This window comes from Paenibacillus sp. AD87, assembly GCF_001659845.1.
Classification (GTDB): domain Bacteria; phylum Bacillota; class Bacilli; order Paenibacillales; family Paenibacillaceae; genus Paenibacillus; species Paenibacillus marchantiae.
The window spans coordinates 962,565-984,158 of the sequence record NZ_LXQN01000007.1 but is presented as its reverse complement, the minus strand read 5'-3'; the positions used below and the strand labels follow the sequence as shown (position 1 = coordinate 984,158).

Genomic DNA, 21,594 nt, shown 5'->3' with positions numbered 1-21,594 from the left:
TTACCTCTCCTCTCCCATTTTGACTGCCTGGTGAACCCGCAGCCTGCGGATTTGCCACAGCAGCATCGTTGCTCCAATGATCAGCATGACCACGGTCACGCCATACAGTTGCAGCATATCTTTCTCTTCAAATACAATTCGGAACGGAGGTACCTGTGCGGACACATTATCTGTCGTTTGCAGGAAGGGCAGGAACAGACGACTGGATACCTGGCCAATGCCAATACCGAGAATGATGGACAGACCCGCCGTGAACACCTGCTCCAACAGCAACATACCGCTCAGTTGCGCCCGGGATAACCCCATCGCCCTCAGGACACCGAACTGTACTACACGCCCGGATAGATTGAAGAACCAGTACAGAATGTATCCGATCAGGGAAATAATCACCGAGACAAGGAATCCGAGACTCAGTATGCCGAACACCCCGCCTCTTGACGGATGTTTGCCCTGGGATACCAGCTCTGTACGCACATCGCGTACAGACGATAATTCAATGCCTTCTGCTGCAAGCTTCTCCATTAAAGGAGCAACTTTGGCATCCGGCTCCATCTTCAGCCAGACCTCATATGGAATCAGAGGCACCTGATCATAGATGTAATCCAGATTGGCGATGAAAAACGGCATTTGATCCGGATACTGGGCAGGCCAGTAAGGTATAATGCCAAAGACCACAAATTCAATCGCCTGGCCCTGTACACCAATGGAGACGAGGTCTCCGGTTTTGAGCTTGAATTTGTCTGCAAATTTGGAAGAGATCAATACGGCCCCTTCATATTTCCCAAGCAAGTCAAGGTACTTATAAGGATGTGCCGGGAACAGATCGTTGCGGAACCAAGCCACTTGGGCAAAATCCACGTTGTCGATTCCCACCAGCATTCCCTGTCCACCTGATTTGCCAGAAACAATAATGTTGCCTTTTGTCTGCAGCACTCTCGCTGCATGTTCGACACCATTCAGGCTGCGGAACACTTCAAAAGGTGGCTCGGAATAGATCATCTTCGTGGGTTGAGAAGTACCACCGCCCCCACCTGATCCACCTCCGCCGCCGTTACCTCCACCTCCAGAACCACCGCCACCATTTCCTCCACCCTGCTGTCCACCGCCTGAACCTCCATTTTGTCCGGAACCCGTTGGCTTAACTTCAGGTGTGCCTTCCCATACCGTCTGCATAATAACATCTGAACCATATCGGTATAACGTGCGCTCAGTCGAGTTCAGATCAATGGTACGAGCCGCTGCCGAGTTATACACACCGAGTCCGAGTGTCAATACAAGCAGGATCATCAAAGGATAATAAGAAGATGATGAACGTGAAAGCTGTGTCAGTGTTAGATACAATGGGACCGGGAGAAACTTGCGCCCGATTAGCTGAATGAGCTTCAAAATCCACGGGAACAACCGTAAGAAGAACAGTCCCAGTGCAAAGATCGCGAGTGCCGGTACAAAGAACAGAAACGGCTGCACCTGAAGCTGATCTGTCGTCATTCCGGTCTGGAACGTCAACATTTGCCTTTCATAGAACAAGTAATATCCATACCCGGCGAGCCCCAGCAGCGCAATATCCAGGAACCAGCGCTGCCATACCGGCGCACGGTCCGTACGTGCTTGCCGACGCTTAGCCGATACAATCGTCGCCCGCGCATAGGTTACTGCCGGAATGAGCGAGGCTATGATTGCCACCAACACGGCGATAAGGCCAAGCAGGATGGCTTCTTTTGATATTCCGATTGGAATGGATTTTCGATCCACGAACGACAGGAATCCGCTCGCTGAACCGATGCTTTTCGCCATAAACCATCCAAGAAACGGTCCGATGACAAGAGCAATCGCTCCCAGGAATATACCTTCAAGCAGATAAAGAGAAAATATCTGCCGGGCAGAAGCTCCGCGACTGCGCAGAACCGCAATGTCACTTTCCTGCTTCTGTAACGACTGTCTGGCATTCATGGCAATAAAATAAAAGACCATCGCAATCATCGGTGCTGCCAGAGTGAACAGCATGGTCTGCAATTGCAGACTCTGACTGCGGAATTGTTTCAGCAGATCCCCGAAGGTGATGTCCACTTTCGTATCCTTCAACCGCTGATACAGATCGATATCCAGCCTTTCCAGCACAGAGGTCAATCCCGAGAGCTGGCTCGTTTGAATCTCTTTCAGATCAAACGCATAATACCAACGTGAATTCTGAAGAGGGATACCTTTTTCCTTTAACAAAACATTATTAAATACCGATTCATCCACATATAGTCCGTTCATCATACCGTCAAATCCCTGTACCCAGTATGGGCTGCTAGGATCATCGGCTTTGAAAGAACCTATAATCTTCACACGCAACGTAATATCGAGACCGCTGTAAATCGGATATTCCAGAACATCTCCGATATGCAGATCGTTACGATACATGCCCTCTTCCAGCATGACCGCTTCAATCGTATCGTCCTTGACCTGGTTGCCCGGCTTCACTCCCGCAGAATAATTAACCTGTGCATCCAGGCCTGTCATCGTACCCAGACTCATGCTGCGGACCCGGCTGGCATCCACTTTGGTTGGGTCCTCCGGGTTCACCTCTGTGCTGCGGATGGAACGGGAGTTCACATACGTATGAAAAGGAAAACCGATGTCTCTGGGCACATCCTCGCGAATATATCGATCAACCTCTTCCAGACCACGTGTGTCTGTCTTCACACCACCAGGTGCCTGGTAACTCATGAGCAACGAGCCGGCTGGCAGTCCCTCACTGTTATCCTGCAGCGTCTGGGCCACGACCCGCTTCAGCGCACCATCGGCATACATCGGAATACTAACGGTGAACGCTACCGCCACAATCAGTCCGATTAGTGTGCTGAACGTCATCCAGCGAGTGTTCCACATTTTGCGGAACAACAGTCGAAGCAATGGCAGCCCCATTAGCGGCCCACTACTTTCTGTCCAACGGTAAGACCTTTCAGAATCTCCACATCCGTGGATGTCTGCTGCCCGACTTCTACGTCCACTTCACGCTTGCTTCCATCACTCTCCACCACTTGCACGTACGTTCTTGAACCGATGGAGCGCAAAGCGGATACAGGAATGACAATCGCGTTCTCTGTACGCTGCGTGACAATCGATACCGTTAGAGGTGTACCGCGTTCAACACCTTTTGGCATTTTCGCCAGCGAGACGATAACATATTGATCCAGGCTTTCTTTCGCTGGAGGCGTTCCGCCTTCCCCCGAACCTCCGCCGTTACCACTTCCACTTCCCGACGCTTGGGCTACAGGCATCACTTTAACTTTGCCAGCCACTTTGCCTGCGCCATTAATGTCCACATCCGCCTTCATGCCAGCCGAGAACTTTTCCAGATCTTCCTTGGCAAACGTAGCTGCGACAACCAGGTTGGATGTATCTGCTATGGTCGCAATCGGATCATAAGCTTTGACAGCCGCGCCCTTCTCCACCTGCACAGCAATGATTGTTCCACCGAATGGAGCGGTCAAAGTGGCTTTACCCAACTGATTCTGCAGATCGGCGAGTTCCTGACGAAGTTCTTCAAAGGCAATCGTGGACTCTTCGAACTCCACCGGGTCCATCTCATCCCGTTTGCGAAGCGTTTCCTTCATTTGCACTTCCGATTTGCGAATCTGCAGGTTTTTGGCCCGGATTTCCTTCTCCACGCTCTCCACATCAAGAACAGCGAGAAGTTGACCTTTTTTCACTTTATCCCCTGGTTTTACATTCAACTCTTTGATATGCATACCATCCAGCGTAAAATACACTTTTTCTTCCCGCTGGCTCATCATCTTGCCGCTTCCGCTTACTTTCTTCTCCAGCGTCTCTGTCCGAACTTCATATTCCGGCTTCTTGGAGATCGTTGGCGGTGTAATTGGCGGAAGTACTTCTTCCTCTGTTTCAGCCGGCAGCAAAGAGCAGCCGGACATCGTTGCAGCCACTATCGCACTAAGCACAATAAGCGCTGCGCGTTTCCCCCTCTTCGGAGCGGCCCCTTTACTTGATAAATCTGCCGTCCGCCATTTCATAAACATGGTCCGCAACCTCCAAAATCGTAGGATCGTGTGTAGTCATACAGATCGTTACTTGTTCAACTTCAATAATATTGCGAAATACAGCCATAACCTGTGCTCCCATTTTGGAATCGAGCTCAGCTGTCGGCTCATCCGCGAGCAATAATCTCGGTCTGTGGGCTATCGCCTTGGCGATGGCCACCCGCTGCTGCTCTCCCCCGGACATCTCGAATGGACGGTGCTTGACCCGTTTGGTTAGTCCAACCAGATCCAGACAATGACCTACCCGGTCCTTCCATTCCGAACGCGGCACGTCCGCCATGCGCAGCGACAGCTCTACATTTTCCCAGGCAGACAACAAAGGCATTAGCGCATACGCCTGAAAAATAAAACCGATTTCTCTGCGCCGCAAAGCGGTTCGCCGCCGGTCTCCCCAATCCTGAAGAGGCTGGCCGGAGAACAGAATGTCTCCACTGGATGGCTGATCCAGCCCACCCAGCATGTTAAGCAGTGTCGTTTTCCCTGAGCCTGACCGCCCTTTCAACATCACCAGCTGTTGCGGGTTCACTTCCATATCGATGCCTTTGAGCACATGAATAATACGGCTACCCGTCTGGAAACTGCGATGAACATTGCGAACCTCCAGCACAGGACCGTCATATGGAGGCAACAGATCCTTATTGGAGGACTTGGACTTCACTTCAGGTTCAGCTGCGGCAACCGCAACTTCCTCCTGGCCCGTTTCACTGATTATGTCGTGCGGGTCGATGGATGTATTCTGCGATTCACTTATGTATGCCGATTCCTCCTGCCCGACTGGTTCCTGCTGCTCCGTTTGTCCGACTGCACTGTCCTCGCCTGACTGGCTCTTGGCAGGTCTGATTTTGGAAAATAAATTCTTCATGCCAGCAATCACGCTCATCCTTTCTTCATATCCCGTTCATTTCATCAAGACACTAAAAATAGAAATCTATTCCATACTACACTGCATTATAAACGACGGATCACAACTAAAAGTTACAAGCTTTTTACAACGTTCCAGTGAAAAAGTTAATATTTTGATGAACAAACGAAAAAAGCACCCCAAAGTGCGGGATGCCTCTTGAATATTCAATGAATTTGCTTCTATGGCGGCAATCATTACAATTTTGATACCGTTCACAATCCAACTGTTCAATTGGGTGTGAATGATATTATTTACCAAATGAAGAAGGATCTTCACGCCAGGATTTGAGCAGTTCAAAATCACTCTCCTGGATTGTCCCCTCAGCCAAAGCCACATCCATCAAAGCGGTGTAATTGGACAGAGTTTGCAGCGGAATTCCCGCTTCTTCAAAAGCCTTAATGCCTTTGTCCAGCTGATAGCTGAAAATCGCCAGTACTGCCAGTGGAGTCGCCCCGGCTACGCGTACTGCTTCAGCGGCTTTGATTGAACTGCCACCTGTTGAGATCAGGTCTTCAATGACAACAACCTTCTGCCCCTCAGTGATCAGACCTTCAATCAGGTTCTCTTTGCCATGTCCTTTGGCTTTATCACGAATGTATGCCATCGGCAGATTCAGCTTTTGCGCCACCCAGGCAGCATGCGGGATACCCGCGGTTGCTGTACCTGCGATGACTTCTGCATCGGGATATTGATCACGAATGATCGCAGCAAAGGCTTCAGCAATGTCGTTACGAATCTCGGGATAAGACATCGTTAGACGGTTATCACAATAGATTGGTGATTTGATGCCGGATGTCCAGGTAAATGGCTGCTGCGGACGCAGCGCCACCGCTTTAATTTTCAACAGTTGGGAAGCAATATGGTTAGGAATCTCAGTAAGTTCGATCATGCGTTTAACATCTCCTTCAAAATGGTTTCTGCCGCTTCACGTGGATTGGGAGCGCCCGTAATTGGTCTGCCTACAACAATGTAATGGCTGCCTCTGGCAATGGCTTCACCCGGCGTCAGGACACGAGTCTGGTCTCCGAGGCCACTTCCCGCTGGGCGAATGCCTGGTGTGACCGTGTGAAAATCACTGCCACAGGCTGCGCGGATCGCTGGTACTTCCAACGGGGAAGCAACGACGCCATCAAGACCTGCCTCATGGGCCAGTCCTGCATAACGGACTACTGCTGCCTCAACGCTACCCTGGATGCCGATCTCAGCATTCATTGTTTCCTGGCTGGTACTGGTCAGCTGGGTAACCGCAATAATCTCAGGTCTACGCAAGGATGGGTCAGCAGCTAGAGCCGCCTCAGCACCTTCACGGGCAGCACGCATCATGCTTGTACCTCCAGCTGCATGCACATTGAACATATCCACTCCCAGACGGGTGATGCTTTCAGCACCACCACGAACCGTGTTTGGAATATCATGCATCTTCACGTCAAGGAATACCGAGTACCCCTTCGACTTCAGCTCGCGAATGAAGTCCGGGCCAGCGGCGTAGAACAGCTGCATGCCCACCTTCAGATAACAGGGAATGCCTTCGAGGGCCTGTACCAATTCCTGTGCTTGCTCTGCTCCGGGATAATCGAGTGCCACCATCAGACGGCCAGCCATTTCGTTGAAATTCGGGTGATTCATATTCCAGCGCTCCTTCCAAAAGCTTGATTTTTCCGTTTTTGCCCGATATAAAGGACATCCCACCAGCCCGAAGGCTGACTGATGTCCTTGATCAGTGACAAATCGTCTTATTTATTTTACAAGAGCTGGCATAGCCTCAGAGGAGAAGTTGATCGTTTGCAGCATGATCAACAGGGCACGGATCGTATCCAGTGAAGTCATACATACAATCCCGTTCTCTACCGCCTCACGACGAATACGGAATCCGTCACGCTGCGGGGTTTTGCCTTTGGTCAGCGTATTGAACACAAAGTTTGCTTCGCCGCTGCGGATCATATCGAGAATGTTCGGCGAACCTTCACTTAGTTTGTTCACCGTCGTCACCGGAATGTTCGCTGCTTCAAGCGCAGCTGCCGTGCCTCCGGTAGCCATGATTTTGTATCCCAGTCTATAGAAACCTTCAAGCAGTGGAACAGCTTCCTCTTTGTCTTTGTCCGCTACCGTTACCACGATTGCTCCGGTGGCCGGGATCTTCATGCCTGCACCGATAAGACCTTTGAACAACGCTTTAGCGTAATTCGGGTCACGACCCATAACCTCACCTGTGGATTTCATCTCAGGTCCAAGCGTTGGTTCCACACGACGCAGCTTCGCGAAGGAGAAGACCGGAACTTTTACGGAAACATGATCCGATTCAGGCCATAGACCGTCGACATATCCGAGGTCTTTCAGCTTCACGCCCAGAATGGCTTGTGTTGCCAGGTTCGCCATCGGAATGTTGGTTACTTTGCTCAGGAAAGGTACTGTACGGGATGAACGCGGGTTCACCTCGATGATGTACACTTGACCCTTATGGATAACAAACTGGATGTTAACCAAACCGATCGTTTTCAGTTCTTTTGCAATCTTGATTGTAATCTCTACAATTTTCTCTTTGAGATCCTGGGACAGGTGCTGTGGCGGATAAACCGCGATGGAATCACCGGAGTGAACCCCTGCGCGCTCGATATGCTCCATGATACCCGGAATCAATACCGTTTCACCATCACAGATCGCGTCAACCTCAACCTCTTTACCCATCATGTAACGGTCGATCAGGACCGGATGCTCCGGATTGATTTTAACCGCCTGCTCCATATATGTCAGCAATTCTGCATCGGAGTATACAATCTCCATCGCACGACCGCCGAGTACATAGGAAGGACGAACCAGTACCGGGTAACCCAGACTTTGAGCCGTTTCAACCGCATCATCTACCGAAATGACTGTTTTTCCTTTTGGTTGTGCAATTTCCAGACGGGAGAGTAAACGCTCAAACTTCTTGCGATCCTCTGCCTCATCAATGTTTTCCAGATCTGTTCCGAGAATTGTTACACCAGCCGCACGCAGTGGTGCTGCCAGGTTGATTGCCGTTTGACCACCAAACTGTACGATAACACCTACTGGCTGTTCCTGTTCGATAACGTTCATTACATCTTCGAAGAACAGGGGTTCAAAGTACAAACGATCCGATGTATTAAAGTCCGTAGACACCGTCTCCGGGTTGTTATTGATGATAACTGCTTCATAGCCTGCTTTTTGCAGAGCCCATACCGCGTGTACTGTGGAGTAGTCAAACTCAATCCCTTGACCGATCCGGATTGGACCAGAACCAAGTACGACTACTTTTTTCTTATCTGAAGGAATGACTTCATTCTCAGTCTCGTAAGTAGAGTAGTAATATGGCGTTGTTGCTTCAAATTCAGCTGCGCACGTATCTACCATTTTGTAAACTGGGCGAAGGTTTTCCTCTTCACGGCGTGCTCTGATTTCAGCTTCTTTCGTCAGCGTACCTCCTGGTTGACCTTCAGCACGCAACTCAGCAATGGCACGGTCTGTGAAGCCGAGACGCTTCGCTTGATACAAGGTTTCGGAGGACAATTCGGATTCCTCGCGAATGCGATCTTCGAAGCGGATCAACCCTTCGAGTTTATCCAGGAACCACCAGTCAATCTTCGTCAGATCTTGAAGCTGTTGCAATGTATAACCTCTGCGGAATGCTTCAGCGATCAGGAAGATACGCTCATCGTCGGCTTTGATCAAACGCTCATTCAGCGTTGCTTCATCCAGTGTTTCGGCATCTTTCAGATACAGACGGTGTACGCCGATTTCCAGGGAACGAACAGCTTTATGAATCGACTCTTCAAATGTACGGCCAATCGCCATAACTTCGCCTGTCGCTTTCATCTGTGTACCCAGTTTGCGGTTCGCCGAGATGAACTTGTCGAACGGCCAGCGTGGGATTTTGCTCACGATGTAGTCCAGTGTTGGCTCAAAGCATGCATATGTTTGGCCCGTTACCGGGTTTACGATTTCGTCCAGTGTGTAACCCATGGCAATTTTGGCAGCCATCTTAGCAATCGGATAGCCCGTTGCTTTGGAAGCTAATGCTGAAGAGCGGCTTACCCGTGGGTTAACTTCGATAACATAGTATTGGAAACTGTGCGGATCAAGCGCGAACTGTACGTTACATCCACCTTCGATGTTGAGGGCACGGATGATTTTCAGGGAAGCTGAGCGCAGCATTTGATATTCACGGTCAGACAGCGTCTGGCTTGGTGCCACAACGATACTGTCACCTGTATGAACACCTACCGGGTCAAAGTTCTCCATGTTGCAGACTACGATACAGTTATCGTTTTTGTCACGCATAACCTCATACTCGACTTCTTTCATGCCTGCAATGCTTTTCTCCACCAGACATTGCCCGATCGGGCTGTAACGAATTCCTGCTGCTACGGTTTCGCGCAGTTCTTCTTCGTTCGCACAGATACCGCCACCTGTTCCACCAAGCGTGTATGCTGGACGGACGATGATTGGATAACCAATCTCATTCGCAAAATCAAGTGATTCCTCAAGTGTTGTTACGATTACACTCTCAGGCACAGGCTGTTCCAGTTCGCGCATCAGATCACGGAACAAATCACGGTCTTCCGCTTTCTCAATGGATGTGAGCTGTGTTCCGAGCAATTTGACATTCTCACGCTCAAGGACACCGGCGCGTGCCAGTTCCACAGCCATGTTCAGACCCGTTTGACCGCCAAGAGTTGGCAGCAAACCGTCTGGACGTTCCTGACGAATGATTTGCGTTACAAAATCCAGTGTAATCGGCTCAATGTACACTTTGTCAGCCATGTTGGTATCCGTCATAATCGTAGCCGGGTTGCTGTTGATGAGTACAACTTCCACGCCTTCTTCTTTCAGTGCCTGGCATGCTTGTGTACCGGCATAGTCGAACTCGGCCGCTTGACCGATGACGATTGGACCTGAACCAATCACCAGGATTTTTTTGAGATCTTTGTTAATCGGCATGTTATTGTGCTCCTTTCACTGCGGCTGCCAGTACGGCTTGACGCGGCTGTTGCGGGTGAGTAATCTTGTGCTCCCGAATCATCTCGATGAAGCGATCGAACAGATAGCTGTTATCATACGGTCCTGGCGCTGCTTCCGGGTGGTACTGAACGGAAAATGCCGGGAATGTTTTATGTTTCAGACCTTCAATGGTCTTATCATTATTGTTGATATGTGTCACTTCAAGCTCCGTATTTTTTACGGATTCTTCGTTTACGGTGTAACCGTGGTTCTGGGATGTGATGAAGCAACGTCCGCTCTCCAGTTCTTTAACCGGGTGGTTTCCGCCGCGGTGTCCAAACTTGAGTTTCTCTGTATCGGCTCCTGCCGCAAGTGCGAACAGTTGGTGCCCCAGGCAGATTCCGAAGATCGGATATTCGCCGAGCAGTTCACTGATCATTTTAACCGCGTGAGGAACGTCTTTCGGGTCCCCAGGGCCGTTGGACAGCTGGATGCCATCCGGGTTCATGCGGCGGATTTCGTCCGCTGTTACATCATGCGGAACTACAACAACGTCACAGTTACGTTTGCTGAGTTCACGCAAAATCCCTGTTTTGGCACCGTAGTCAACCAATACAATGCGTTCACCCGTTCCCGGGCTGTTGTAAACATGTTGAGTAGAAGTCATAGGAACCTGGTTACGCAGCTCAGCGATGCTGGTGTCTCCCATCATCTCCAGCAACTCTTCCACAGGTTTCGATCCTGTTGTGAGAATTCCTTTCATTGTGCCGTGGTGACGAATCCGGCGAGTCAGCATCCGTGTATCAATCTCGCTGATTCCTACGATGCCATACTCTTTAAGCAAATCGTCTACGCTGTATTCCGCACGCCAGTTACTTGGTGTCGGCTCATGACGACGTACCACAAAACCATGTACGAATGGACGAATCGACTCGAAGTCGTCACGCGTAATGCCGTAGTTACCAATCAGTGGGTACGTCATGGTTACGATTTGACCGCAATAAGAAGGATCCGAAAGCACCTCTTGATAGCCTGTAATTCCCGTATTAAAAACGACCTCACCTGTTGTTTCACCTTCAGCACCGAATGCTTTCCCGGTGAACAGTGTGCCGTCTTCCAACAATAATCTTGCCTGTGCCTGCATCCCATTTCACTCCTCTGTGTTTATCAGGTCAAATGCATTTCGTTGAACGTGGGGTGCGTGCCACAATGGCGGTGACTTCGTGGACAGAAAACCCTTCGATCGCTGTTATCCCCGGATTACTTTTTATCATTTTTTCAAATGATGTAATCCGGTGATAAAGGCGAATGCTTCGCTTCTTCGGGTCTTTTCTGTCCACTTCGTAAGCTACTGTGGCGCGCCCAAGTTCAAAACCATACATTCGACTTTGCTTTGTTTCGTATGTTTGACTCTCGGCATGGTCTGCCTTGAGTTAGTTGTAAAGATGTTATTGGTGTATAGGTTGTAGATTTAGAGTTATAAAGCCTTGTTGTTTTAAAAGAATTAAAGAGGAAAAGCTTATTGATTTATTGATCTAATAAGTTACTGATTTACTGTTGTACCGTGTTATTCCACACGCTTTTGCCATCCACCCATGTCTGTACCGGCCATCCTTTTAGCTTCCAGCCTGTGAATGGTGTGTTTCTTCCTTTGGTAGCAAAAGTTGCTGGATCAACCGCTTTTTCCTCGTTCAGGTCAATCATCGTGATATCCGCTGGTGCTCCCTCTTCCAGCTTGCCAGTATCCAGTCGGAATACCCTTGCCGGATCAGATGTCATGCGTTTCACGAGGAAGTCCAGGCTCCAAAGCCCTGTTTCCACAAACTTCGTGTACAACAGCGGGAAAGCTGTCTCGAATCCAACGATACCGAACGGTGCCAGCTCCATACCTTTTGCTTTCTCTTCTTCGCTATGCGGCGCGTGATCGGTAACGATCATATCCAGCGTTCCGTCCAGCAAACCTTCGATACAAGCTTGCACGTCGCGTGGTGAGCGTAGGGGCGGGTTCATCTTCCAGTTGGCATCCATGCCAGGGATATCTTCATCCGACAATACCAGATGGTGCGGACATACCTCAGCCGTTACTTTAATACCGATGGACTTCGCCAGGCGAATTAAGCGAACCGACTGCTCCGTACTTACGTGGCAGACATGGTAGTGAACTCCCGTTGCTTCTGCAAGCAGGATATCACGGCCTACGTGGATGGCCTCGGATTCATTAGGGATACCTTTGATACCATGACGCTTCGAAAACTCGCCTTCTGTCACATATCCGCCAACTACCAATGAGTCGTCTTCGCAGTGAGCGATGACTGGCATATCCATACTTGCTGCGAGGCTCATAGCATCTTTCATCATTTGAGCGTTTTGTACGCCCACGCCATCATCCGTGAATCCAATCGCACCCGCTTCTTTCAATGCGGCGAAATCAGTAAGTTCACGTCCAAGCTCGTTCTTCGTAATAGCTGCATAAGGCAGTACTTTAACCAGGTCGGCTTCTTTGGCTTTATCCAAAACCAGTTTAACGACATCCGCGCTGTCGGTTACCGGTCTTGTGTTTGGCATACATGCAATCGTTGTAAAACCGCCTTGTGCTGCCGAACGGGCACCCGTCTCGATCGTCTCTTTATGCTCGAATCCAGGTTCACGCAGATGCACGTGCATATCAATTAAACCGGGAATGACCAATTTGCCTGAAGCATCGGTTACGCTATGCGCTGATTGCTCTGCTTTCAGTACCGCTTCGTCTTCCACTCCAGCGATCTTTTGAATTTTTCCTTCATCTATAATGATCGTTTTCCGTTCAAGTTCCCCTTGTTGATTCAAGATGTTCGCGTTCTTTATAATCTGTAGCATAATTGCCCTCCGCTTCGGTTCTGTCCGACTTGCCAGACAAGCCGGATGATTTTCTTTATCGTGTACCCTCACATTGCTCTATAAGAACTTCCGTCCCGTCAGCCTATGACCACAGCCATCCCCTGTTACAGTTTCATCGCACGTTCCATGACCGCCATGCGGATTGGAACACCGTTTGCCATCTGCGGGAAGATCCGCGATGCTGCGCTCTCCACTACCGCGTCATCCACCTCGACATTTCGGTTCACAGGAGCAGGGTGCATAATGATTGTGCTTGGTTTCAGGCGTGATGCCCGTTCTTCCGTCAATCCGTAGTGTTCGCGATAATCCTCAGCCGAAGTAATCAGGCCATGTTTATGACGTTCCAGTTGAACTCGGAGCATCATGACTACATCCGCATCGAGTGCTTCTTCCAGACCTACATAAGGCGCGTGTTCTGCGAGCTCCGGTGCCTGCATCGTTTGCGGTGCGCAGAAGCGCACATCCGCACCAAACTTTTGCAGTGCCCACAGATTGGAGCGAGCTACCCGGCTATGCAGGATGTCTCCGATGATCGACACACGCAAACCTTTCAGCTCACCGAAAGCCTTCCGCATCGTGTAGAGATCCAGCAGCGCCTGGGTAGGGTGCTCGTTATTCCCGTCTCCGGCATTCACCAGTGGAACATTCACTTTCTCAGCCAGTTGTTGCAGAACACCCGAAGGTTTCAACCGGATCACTCCTGCGTCAATGCCCATGGACTCCAGTGTGCGTACCGTATCATAGATGGATTCACCTTTCTCCACGCTTGATGCAGCCGCCGTGAAGTTCAGTACTTGTGCACCCAGACGTTTTTCTGCCATCTCAAATGAGAAGCGAGTACGCGTGCTGTTTTCGAAGAACATGTTGGCTACGAAGTGGGATTCCAGTACAGGAACCAGTTTCTCCTTCTGCGCTTCCCAGTGTGCTGCTCTGTTCAGAATGGAGTCGATCTCATCGCGACTAAGGTCCTTAAGGCCAAGCAAGCTCCGGTCCTTCAATGCTGGTTGTGTAATCATCATGCCTGTTCCCCCCGGTTCTGAATGATCTTGACTTCGTCCTGTCCGTCCGTTTCTATCAGCGCAACCTCGATCTCCTCTGATTTGGAAGTCGGCACATTCTTGCCGATAAAATCAGGTCGAATCGGAAGTTCCCGGTGTCCGCGATCTGCGAGAACCGCCAGCTGAATGTTCTGTGGTCTTCCACAATCCATCAGGGCATCCATCGCTGCGCGAATCGTACGTCCGGTATAGAGCACATCATCGAACAAAATCACTTTTTTGTTATGAATTGAAAGTGATTCAGGTGTCATCGTCAACAGTTCCTTGCGATTCGCTTTATTCTCATCCAAGCGATCATCGCGATAAGGGGTCACATCGAGCTCTCCCCAAGGGATCGGTGTACCTTCGATTTCTTCAATCTTGGCGGCGATCCGTTCTGCGAGGTATACACCCCGTGTTCGAATACCGATCAGTACACAGCCCTCAATGCCTTTGTTTTTCTCCAAAATCTCATGGGCAATCCGTGTTAATGCGCGGCGGATCGCGGTTTCATCCATAATGACATGTGTCTCTGTGCTCATGCGTTCAGCCTCCTCAGGATTTACCTTTCAGATCATGGCCCCGTGACGAGGAGAACAAAAAGACTCCTTGCCGTGTTTATTGGCAAGGAGTCTCCGAACTTCAGACCGCTCTGAAGAAAGTTTACTCTCGGGATGCATCGCTTGATTTGCCGCAGCAAAAAACGATGTATCGTTCACGTTACCTTGCCAGTCTCACGGGACTGATTTAAAGGTGCTATTCATGTCGTTCATATTGAAGGACCTCACAGGGTTCTATACTCAATATGTCCGTTTGTCTTCATGAATTATGACAGAAAGACAACCCTCTGTCAACACCTCAACATCATAGGCGAAATTCCTCTACTGTATTCCCTTAGAATCAGCAGTTCGGCTGAAAAACATCCAAACACATCACATTTCATTCGTTATTCATAATTATACAATAATTCTGTATATTTATCCATAGGCAATTGCGGAGAATCTTACAGCCAAAATAATCCTCTGACTACACTCAACGTAGAGACAGAGCCCTATTCTTTGGAACATGCAATGAGTTTCGTCATAACTATCTTAAGTTCTGAAGGCATTTTTAATATGATCCATCTCTTCTATTTTAGAGTTCAACGTCCAGAAACACGGAATACATGAAGGCTCTGCATTAGTACCCAGCGAAATGGGTAAAGTTTATAAACATGAACAATTCATTTGATGCTCCAATAAAGCCGATATACATAAGGATTTACAAATACGCGACATAGAAATAAGATAAGACCTACATTTATTTACATTTAGGAGGAAGTTATGCGTCACATTTGGCAAGTTTACAAAACAGACTGGTTGCATATTTTGAAGGTTCCCACAGGTATTTTTCTAATTGTGGCTATTATTTTACTACCCGGGGTGTATGACTGGGTTAACGTGAAGTCCGTATGGGACCCGTACAGCAACACCCAAGGGATTAAAATTGCGGTGACAACCGAGGACAAGGGTGCAACTGTTGCAGGAACTAACGTTAATATTGGAGACGAACTGGTGTCCAGCCTGAAACAGAACGAAAAGCTGGGATGGACTTTTGTGGGCCAGGCTGAGGCTGATCGTGGTGTGCAAACAGGAGAGTATTATGCGAGCCTACTCATTCCTGGAGACTTTTCAACCAAAATTACAGGTATCGTTGACGGGAAGCTGGAGCGCCCAGAGGTAATCTATACCGTTAATGAGAAGGTTAATGCCATTGCTCCAAAAATTACGGGTTCCGGTGTATCTGCGATAACAACACAAATCAATGAAAATTTCACTGAAGCCGTCAGTCAGGCTGTTCTAACCAAATTGAAGGAAGCCGGAGTTGAGATCAATACCCAGCTTCCAACTTTGCGCAAGATGGAGAATGGCATTTTCACGCTGGAGAAAAATCTTCCGGCTATACAAGCTGCAGGTCAAAAGGTACTGGAAGTGGAAAAAGCCATGCCTGGTATCGTAAAAGATGCTCAAAAGATCGTCGAAATTGAAAAAAAACTGCCTGAAATCAATGAAGCCGCACAGTATGTGCTCAAGGTGCAGGAGTATTGGCCTCAAATTAATGATGCGGCATCCGAGGTGTTGGCTATTCAGGGGCGGATTCCCGATATTCAAAAAGCCGTAGAACGTATTCAAGAAGTGGATGCAAACTTTGGTCAGGTATCCGGTGTCATCCAAACGGCCCTGGATAAAACCGACAAGGCTCTGTCTATCGTAACGGCCGCAGAGCAAGATCTGGACAAAGTATCCCAAATCGCTGGTAACGGGATTGAGCTGGCCGAAGGCTTAAATCAGTTTGTGGATTCCAGTGAAGAAGCGTTTCAGGCTATAGGCCCGGCGATCCGGCAAAACCTGCTGCTGGTACAGCAAATCGCAAACGCAGCGTCAGACGTATTTGGGCAATTGCAAAATACGGATCTTAATAACCTGCCGACAGCAGAAGATCTGGACCGGATTGCTGCCCGCTTGGGGGTTGCGGTAAAACTCGTCGACAGTATGGCCGAACTACTGGGCAAAATCGACAACTTACTTCCAAGCCATCCTCTTGCTAATAAAATTACGCAGCTGAATACCATTTCAGATAAACTTCAGTTGCAAATCCGACTGGCTGGGATTATCAGTGATGCTCTGCGTCGCAATACAACTCCGCCCGCAGACGTCATCGCCCAATTAAATGCTCTCTCCAAGGAGATTAGCAGCGGCATTGGCAATATCGTGAACACCTACGAGAGCGAAATATCACCGGCTCTTGCGGCTGGGGTGGATAAGCTGAGATCCATCCTTTCCACTTCAGCAGATACACTACAGGGAGCAAGGGATCGAATTCCGGATATTGCGGACATTCTTGCGTCAGCCAAAGAAGGCATTACGTTTGGGCAGACTGAATTGACAAAAATCCAGAGCGAACTGCCTCAAATACAATCTAAGATTCATGAGATATCGGAGACACTCGCGAATAAAAGTGAAGGCTTCATCCAAGCTTTGAACACAGTATCTTCATTAATTCGAAACGATCTGCCCAAGCTGGGGACCAAGCTGAATGAAGCGGCTGATTTTGTTCGGAACGATCTGCCCAATGCCGAGAAACAGATAGGCAAGGCATCCGATTTTGTACAGAACCAGCTTCCGGAGGTCGAACAAGGAGTACATCGTGTTGCCACGCTTGTACGTGATGATTTGCCAGCATTGGAAAGTGCCATCAGCAAGGCAGCAGACAAACTTAGAGAAGTCGAAGGTAATAACCAGTTTGCCGAGCTCGCCAAGCTTTTGCGCGGCGACATTGAAGAAGAGAGTGCTTTCCTAGCAAGTCCGGTGAAAATCAAGGAACAACAGCTTTACCCGATTCCGAATTACGGATCAGCCATGTCACCATTTTATGGCGTGCTGTCCTTGTGGGTCGGCTCAACGCTACTGATTTCCCTGCTTCGTGCCGAAGCTGAGAATCCAGAAGGCAAGTTCCGGGGATACGAGTTGTATCTTGGACGTCTTGCCACTTTTCTGACTATTGGATTGCTTCAAGCGATCTGTGTCAGCCTGGGAGATATATTGATCCTCGGCACCTATGTCGCAGATAAAGTGTGGTTTGTCTTGTTTGCCATGCTGGTGAGTGCCGTATTTGTTACCATAACGTACACCCTGCTGTCCGTTTTTGGGAATATCGGAAAAGGGATCGCGATCATCTTCATGGTGTTTCAGTTCTCCAGCTCCGGCGGTACGTTTCCAATCAGCATGACATCGCCCTTTTTCCAGGCATTGAATCCGTTCATGCCCTTCACGTATGCGATTAGTCTACTGCGTGAGTCGGTCGGCGGCATCTTGTGGTCGACTGCCATCAAGGATATTCTGTGGTTGTGCATGTTCATCGCGCTGAGTCTCATCGTTGCTTTCGCTTTGAAACGTCCACTCAGCAGTCTCACCAAACGTTCAGCCGAGAATGCCAAGAAGACCAAAATTATTGCTTAAAATCGTCCGTGAGACCCTCTGCGTAATCAACGCAGTGGGTCTTTTGTTTATCCCAACATGCACATATCGAATGAATCATGCCAAACAAGACAAGGCCATTGGATTTAAGTCCAATGGCCTTGTCTCATTATAGAGAATCTCTGATTATTTCACTGTACGTTCCTGTTCCAACTGATCATAGGACTGCTTAATGGTTGTTAAAGTTTCTACATGACGGTAGATGTTGTTCCCTGCGGTGACGAGAATACATATCATGATCAAGCCTATTAGCACTTTTTTACCCAGCCCCTGACGAAGACCGATGACGAAGCCCCCACCGAGGAGGAAAAACGCAAACAGATAGTGTCCTGCGTACAGGTACATATCGTATTGAAATACCGCCAGCCCGAAACCAACAACGATATGAAGTAAAAAGGCAAACAGAATGTATGGCACAAGAGTCCACACTTCCCGTTCACGGATGCCTTTGATAAACCCAGTGAGCGCCAGCAACAGGATAAATATACCCGTGAGCTGAACATAGATCGGATTGGAACGGGACAGATCCGTTACAAACGCGACCATGCCCGGGTCCAGCAAATGCACTTTCGGTGACAGCATCGGATTAATCGTTAGCAAACTTAGAGCTTTCCAATGAGCTGCGAACTGGAATGGAGTGGCATAGCTTGTTCCCCCATTTTGAATGCCAAGCAGCCAGTTGCTGACCCAACTGCGACCGCCAAACGCGATGTATTGGATCCCTGTCAATATTACGATGAAGGCAACGGCCAGTGCCATAATCCCGATATACTTTTTCCAACCAGACTTGTTACGCCACGTTCGCAAATTGAAAAACATGGCGGCCGCAAATGGTACAATGTTGGTTGAGGTCAGTCCGAAGTTGATGGATGCCAACAGCGCATTCGGGATGTAACGTACATCTTTGCGTTCACGGGTGTACTGCATATACAGCACAGAGAACAGGATAACAAACTGTACGTACGGATACGAATCCGGAATCAACGCGGTAAACATTAGATAGGAGCTGAGACCGAACAATAAAGCGAAAAGTAACGGTGTGGTGATTTGTTTATCTTTTTGACTTAAAAACAGAAATACCAGCACAACAGAACCCGCATTCACAAGGGACTGCAGGACAAGAAAGAACCAATTCCCGCCCAGCAATTGAGCACCTGCTTCAAGCGTGACCGCTAGAAATGAAATTAACGGATGAATAACCGAAGAACTGTTGTCTCCATAATACATGGAAGGATCGAAGTTAAATAAATTAAGTGGAAACTGCGTCGTACTAAATGGCGTGTATGACCCAAGTAGCTCTGCGTGATTCGCAATGTACGTCACATAAGGTCCATTCATGAGAGCGTAAAAAAGAGCAAAACCCGCAAATAGGCCAAATGCCGTCCAATTGGTCCTGCGATTATAAAATATGTAGTCCAAAAATTTCATGCATTCACATCCAGTTTCATTATTCTAGAAAACCAATAAACACAACCCGCCCATAATACAAGTGACACCGATCCAGCGCAAAGGACCCACTGCTTCCTTAAAGGCAAACCGCGCTATAATGAGCGTCCACACATACGTTAACGCATTGGCTGGCAGCACAACCGTTAAGGGAAGAAATTTCAACAATACAATGTTCAGCAGCGCACCTGTACCATAGAATCCTAGCCCCATTAAAACATGCAGCTTTTTGCGGCTGGTAGCGTAGGCTTTCAAACCCGCTCCCCCCATCGCTCCACACAGGGTCATTGCAATTAATACAGCAATCATCCAGCTATCGATCAACACTGGTCAACGTCACCCCAATTCCAAGCAGCACAACAGCGGCCAACTTCTGCACCGTAATTTCTTCTCCTAGCAAAAAGTATCCATAGATCAGCGCAAACACATAGCTGGCACACATCAAAGGATAGGCCACAGACAGCTTTTCCAAAGCAAAAGCCTTGATCATCAAAATGGCACCCAGCCCATAACAGAGAAAGCCGATGCTCAGATAGATCCACTCGGTCAGCCCCCACTTCCAGAACAATTGGCCTGTCGCTGTAAGAAAAGCGGAGACCAGCATCAACAGCTTGCCTGTATGGCGCCCTTTTATCTCCCCCACGACAATGCCTCCATCTCTGGCACGCGCTTGTTAATAAAGTATCGCTGACTCACCAACTGCATCACTGGAAGATCGGATAGGGAGTCGGAGTAGGAGCAGGATTGATCATAATCAATCACCATCTTTTTCTCATCCAGATAGGCCTGAATTCGGCGAACCTTCTCATCCCCTTTGCAATTGCTGCCATCAATCCTACAGGTGTAGCCATTCGAGTGACGAACCAGATCGGTACCAATGACATGATCCACCCAGGGAAAGTTTTTAAAATATTTCATATAGGCATGCGGAGATGCGGTCACCAGCAATACATGATAGCCTGCTTCTTTACGGTGCTGCATCTCTACACTTGCCTCCGCAAAAATGGCAGTACGCAATCGTGTATCAAAAAAATGCTCCAGATCATTTTCGGACATGCGCTCAATGCTTTTAAAATATGAACGTTTGACACGTTCAACGGTCATCAGACCTGCCTTGAACAACGCGGTATGAAATGCAATTACAGGCAATCTCCATACCTGCCATGGGTAACGCCGAACGCCGTAATGTACAAACTGAAACATGGAATCTCTGCGTATAATCGTTTTATCAATATCAAAGATGGCGACTTTCGTGCTTTTCACCCTGATCCCCCTCTACCTTCCAGACTCTTCTTTTATTCAAAAATAGCAAAAATCGAAATAACACTTATGACATACAAAATGACCGTGATCAAAATGGGCTTGTCCTCAAACAAAACTCGATCAGGCGAACCACCTTGGTTCTTCATATGAATGAGATACAAATAACGGAACATGCCGTATATGACCAAAGGAATCGTCCACATTAAATGAATGGTGCGATCGGATGTGAACGTAAAGAGCGAATAGCTGATAATGGTCGCCGTTGTGACAATGGTATTGAACTGATCCAATAACGTAATTGAATAGTTATCCAATACTTTACGGTGTGAACCGGTATTTCCCTCAAGCAGGGTAAGTTCATTCCTCCGTTTGCCGATGGCCAAGAACAGGGACAGCAGCATCGTACAAATGAGGAACCACGGCGTAAATGGCACATGGATCAGGACACCGCCTGCAATCGCACGAAGCACAAATCCGGCCGCAATGGTCATCATATCCAAAATAACGAGATGTTTGAGTACAAATGAGTACGACACATTCAATAGGAAATAAACAATACATAATACTCCGAATAATGGGTTCATCACGAAGGCTGTCCCGACGGAAAGAATCAATAACAGAATTCCGAACAACAAGGCGTGAGCCGGGTTGACCTGTCCAGAAGCAAGGGGACGGAACATCTTCACCGGATGCTGACGATCTCTGTCGCGATCTACATAATCGTTTAAAATATAAATGCAGCCTGCAACAAGGCTAAATAAAATAAAACCTAGCAAAGTCGATAGAATGGTCTCCGTCCGAATTTCCTCAAAAGAAAAAAGCAGCGCGGCAAACAACAGCAAATTTTTGGTCCATTGTTTTGGTCTCAATAGTTTAAGCAAGCCTGAAACGGTATTGCCTGTCCCTGCAGCAGGTGTGGACACGGTATTGGTACGAGATGATAACAATTTCCATAACTCCCTTCAAAAGCAACTTCTGACTATAATAAATAACGTAAAGATCTAATCATATGTTGCTTGTATAATTTTGTAAAGGTATTACAGGGAGAA

16 protein-coding genes are annotated in these 21,594 nt (G+C 48.4%); 1 reads left to right on the top strand and 15 read right to left on the bottom strand.

What is annotated here, in order from left to right; translation table 11 throughout:
- The 10 genes from gpAD87_RS04435 to pyrR all read right to left on the bottom strand — a co-directional run bounded on the left by gpAD87_RS04435 (nt 1) and on the right by pyrR (nt 14,362).
- On the bottom strand, nt 1–2,910 hold the full coding sequence (locus gpAD87_RS04435) for an ABC transporter permease (RefSeq protein WP_064636483.1): 2,910 nt from the start codon (nt 2,908–2,910) through the stop codon (nt 1–3).
- A complete protein-coding gene (locus tag gpAD87_RS04430) occupies nt 2,910–4,025 on the bottom strand; it encodes an efflux RND transporter periplasmic adaptor subunit (protein WP_064636481.1) in 1,116 nt (371 codons plus the stop codon). Before gpAD87_RS04430 ends, gpAD87_RS04435 begins: the two co-directional genes overlap by 1 nt.
- Complete coding sequence (locus gpAD87_RS04425) at nt 3,988–4,908, bottom strand: ABC transporter ATP-binding protein (RefSeq protein WP_231952439.1); 921 nt, start codon at nt 4,906–4,908, stop codon at nt 3,988–3,990. The genes gpAD87_RS04430 and gpAD87_RS04425 overlap by 38 nt, the downstream gene beginning before the upstream one ends.
- Before the next feature lie 289 nt (nt 4,909–5,197).
- The gene (pyrE, locus tag gpAD87_RS04420; RefSeq protein ID WP_062326374.1) at nt 5,198–5,839 is read right to left on the bottom strand and encodes an orotate phosphoribosyltransferase; all 642 of its coding nucleotides are present in this window, start codon (nt 5,837–5,839) and stop codon (nt 5,198–5,200) included.
- Nucleotides 5,836–6,576: an orotidine-5'-phosphate decarboxylase gene (gene pyrF / locus gpAD87_RS04415; RefSeq protein WP_064636479.1), complete on the bottom strand. Its 741-nt coding sequence runs from the start codon at nt 6,574–6,576 to the stop codon at nt 5,836–5,838. Before pyrF ends, pyrE begins: the two co-directional genes overlap by 4 nt.
- A 111-nt stretch (nt 6,577–6,687) precedes the next feature.
- Nucleotides 6,688–9,906, bottom strand: a complete 3,219-nt coding sequence (gene carB / locus gpAD87_RS04410; protein WP_064636478.1) for a carbamoyl-phosphate synthase large subunit — start codon at nt 9,904–9,906, stop codon at nt 6,688–6,690.
- Nucleotide 9,907: 1 nt separating this feature from the next.
- Entirely contained in the window at nt 9,908–11,050 is a 1,143-nt protein-coding gene (gene carA, locus gpAD87_RS04405; RefSeq protein ID WP_063567867.1) for a glutamine-hydrolyzing carbamoyl-phosphate synthase small subunit, read from the bottom strand.
- 407 nt (nt 11,051–11,457) lie between these two features.
- A complete protein-coding gene (locus tag gpAD87_RS04400; protein ID WP_064636476.1) occupies nt 11,458–12,762 on the bottom strand; it encodes a dihydroorotase in 1,305 nt (434 codons plus the stop codon).
- A gap of 125 nt (nt 12,763–12,887) precedes the next feature.
- On the bottom strand, nt 12,888–13,799 hold the full coding sequence (locus gpAD87_RS04395) for an aspartate carbamoyltransferase catalytic subunit (RefSeq protein ID WP_157258518.1): 912 nt from the start codon (nt 13,797–13,799) through the stop codon (nt 12,888–12,890).
- Nucleotides 13,799–14,362, bottom strand: coding sequence for a bifunctional pyr operon transcriptional regulator/uracil phosphoribosyltransferase PyrR (gene pyrR / locus gpAD87_RS04390; RefSeq protein WP_053784191.1), 564 nt, complete (start codon nt 14,360–14,362; stop codon nt 13,799–13,801). Before pyrR ends, gpAD87_RS04395 begins: the two co-directional genes overlap by 1 nt.
- A 780-nt stretch (nt 14,363–15,142) precedes the next feature.
- On the opposite strand from pyrR, the gene gpAD87_RS04385 reads away from it, so the two are divergent.
- A complete protein-coding gene (locus tag gpAD87_RS04385; RefSeq protein WP_064636471.1) occupies nt 15,143–17,818 on the top strand; it encodes a YhgE/Pip domain-containing protein in 2,676 nt (891 codons plus the stop codon).
- A 144-nt stretch (nt 17,819–17,962) separates the two neighbouring features.
- Here gpAD87_RS04385 and gpAD87_RS04380 read toward each other — a convergent pair whose 3' ends face one another.
- The 5 genes from gpAD87_RS04380 to gpAD87_RS04360 are packed head-to-tail and all read right to left on the bottom strand — an operon-like array spanning nt 17,963 to nt 21,492.
- A complete protein-coding gene (locus gpAD87_RS04380; protein ID WP_064636469.1) occupies nt 17,963–19,264 on the bottom strand; it encodes a DUF6080 domain-containing protein in 1,302 nt (433 codons plus the stop codon).
- Nucleotides 19,265–19,288: 24 nt separating this feature from the next.
- Nucleotides 19,289–19,609 (bottom strand): permease, encoded by a 321-nt coding sequence (locus gpAD87_RS04375; RefSeq protein ID WP_231952438.1) that lies wholly within the window; start codon nt 19,607–19,609, stop codon nt 19,289–19,291.
- The gene (locus tag gpAD87_RS04370) at nt 19,596–19,886 is read right to left on the bottom strand and encodes an EamA family transporter (protein ID WP_157258517.1); all 291 of its coding nucleotides are present in this window, start codon (nt 19,884–19,886) and stop codon (nt 19,596–19,598) included. The genes gpAD87_RS04375 and gpAD87_RS04370 overlap by 14 nt, the downstream gene beginning before the upstream one ends.
- A gap of 26 nt (nt 19,887–19,912) precedes the next feature.
- Nucleotides 19,913–20,545, bottom strand: a complete 633-nt coding sequence (locus gpAD87_RS04365) for an HAD-IB family hydrolase (RefSeq protein WP_082935000.1) — start codon at nt 20,543–20,545, stop codon at nt 19,913–19,915.
- A 32-nt stretch (nt 20,546–20,577) separates the two neighbouring features.
- Nucleotides 20,578–21,492 carry a decaprenyl-phosphate phosphoribosyltransferase gene (locus tag gpAD87_RS04360; RefSeq protein WP_442950709.1) on the bottom strand — a complete coding sequence of 305 codons (915 nt, stop codon included), beginning with the start codon at nt 21,490–21,492 and terminating at the stop codon, nt 20,578–20,580.
- Nucleotides 21,493–21,594 lie beyond the last annotated feature (102 nt).

Excerpts from the sequence above, each read along its gene's own strand:
- gpAD87_RS04435 (WP_064636483.1), bottom strand. The coding sequence starts at position 2,910 with ATGGGGCTGCCATTGCTTCGACTGTTGTTCCGCAAAATGTGGAACACT.
- gpAD87_RS04430 (WP_064636481.1), bottom strand. The coding sequence starts at position 4,025 with ATGTTTATGAAATGGCGGACGGCAGATTTATCAAGTAAAGGGGCCGCT.
- gpAD87_RS04425 (WP_231952439.1), bottom strand. The coding sequence starts at position 4,908 with ATGAAGAATTTATTTTCCAAAATCAGACCTGCCAAGAGCCAGTCAGGC.
- pyrE (WP_062326374.1), bottom strand. The coding sequence starts at position 5,839 with ATGATCGAACTTACTGAGATTCCTAACCATATTGCTTCCCAACTGTTG.
- pyrF (WP_064636479.1), bottom strand. The coding sequence starts at position 6,576 with ATGAATCACCCGAATTTCAACGAAATGGCTGGCCGTCTGATGGTGGCA.
- carB (WP_064636478.1), bottom strand. The coding sequence starts at position 9,906 with ATGCCGATTAACAAAGATCTCAAAAAAATCCTGGTGATTGGTTCAGGT.
- carA (WP_063567867.1), bottom strand. The coding sequence starts at position 11,050 with ATGCAGGCACAGGCAAGATTATTGTTGGAAGACGGCACACTGTTCACC.
- gpAD87_RS04400 (WP_064636476.1), bottom strand. The coding sequence starts at position 12,762 with ATGCTACAGATTATAAAGAACGCGAACATCTTGAATCAACAAGGGGAA.
- gpAD87_RS04395 (WP_157258518.1), bottom strand. The coding sequence starts at position 13,799 with ATGATTACACAACCAGCATTGAAGGACCGGAGCTTGCTTGGCCTTAAG.
- pyrR (WP_053784191.1), bottom strand. The coding sequence starts at position 14,362 with ATGAGCACAGAGACACATGTCATTATGGATGAAACCGCGATCCGCCGC.
- gpAD87_RS04385 (WP_064636471.1), top strand. The coding sequence starts at position 15,143 with ATGCGTCACATTTGGCAAGTTTACAAAACAGACTGGTTGCATATTTTG.
- gpAD87_RS04380 (WP_064636469.1), bottom strand. The coding sequence starts at position 19,264 with ATGAAATTTTTGGACTACATATTTTATAATCGCAGGACCAATTGGACG.
- gpAD87_RS04370 (WP_157258517.1), bottom strand. The coding sequence starts at position 19,886 with ATGCTGGTCTCCGCTTTTCTTACAGCGACAGGCCAATTGTTCTGGAAG.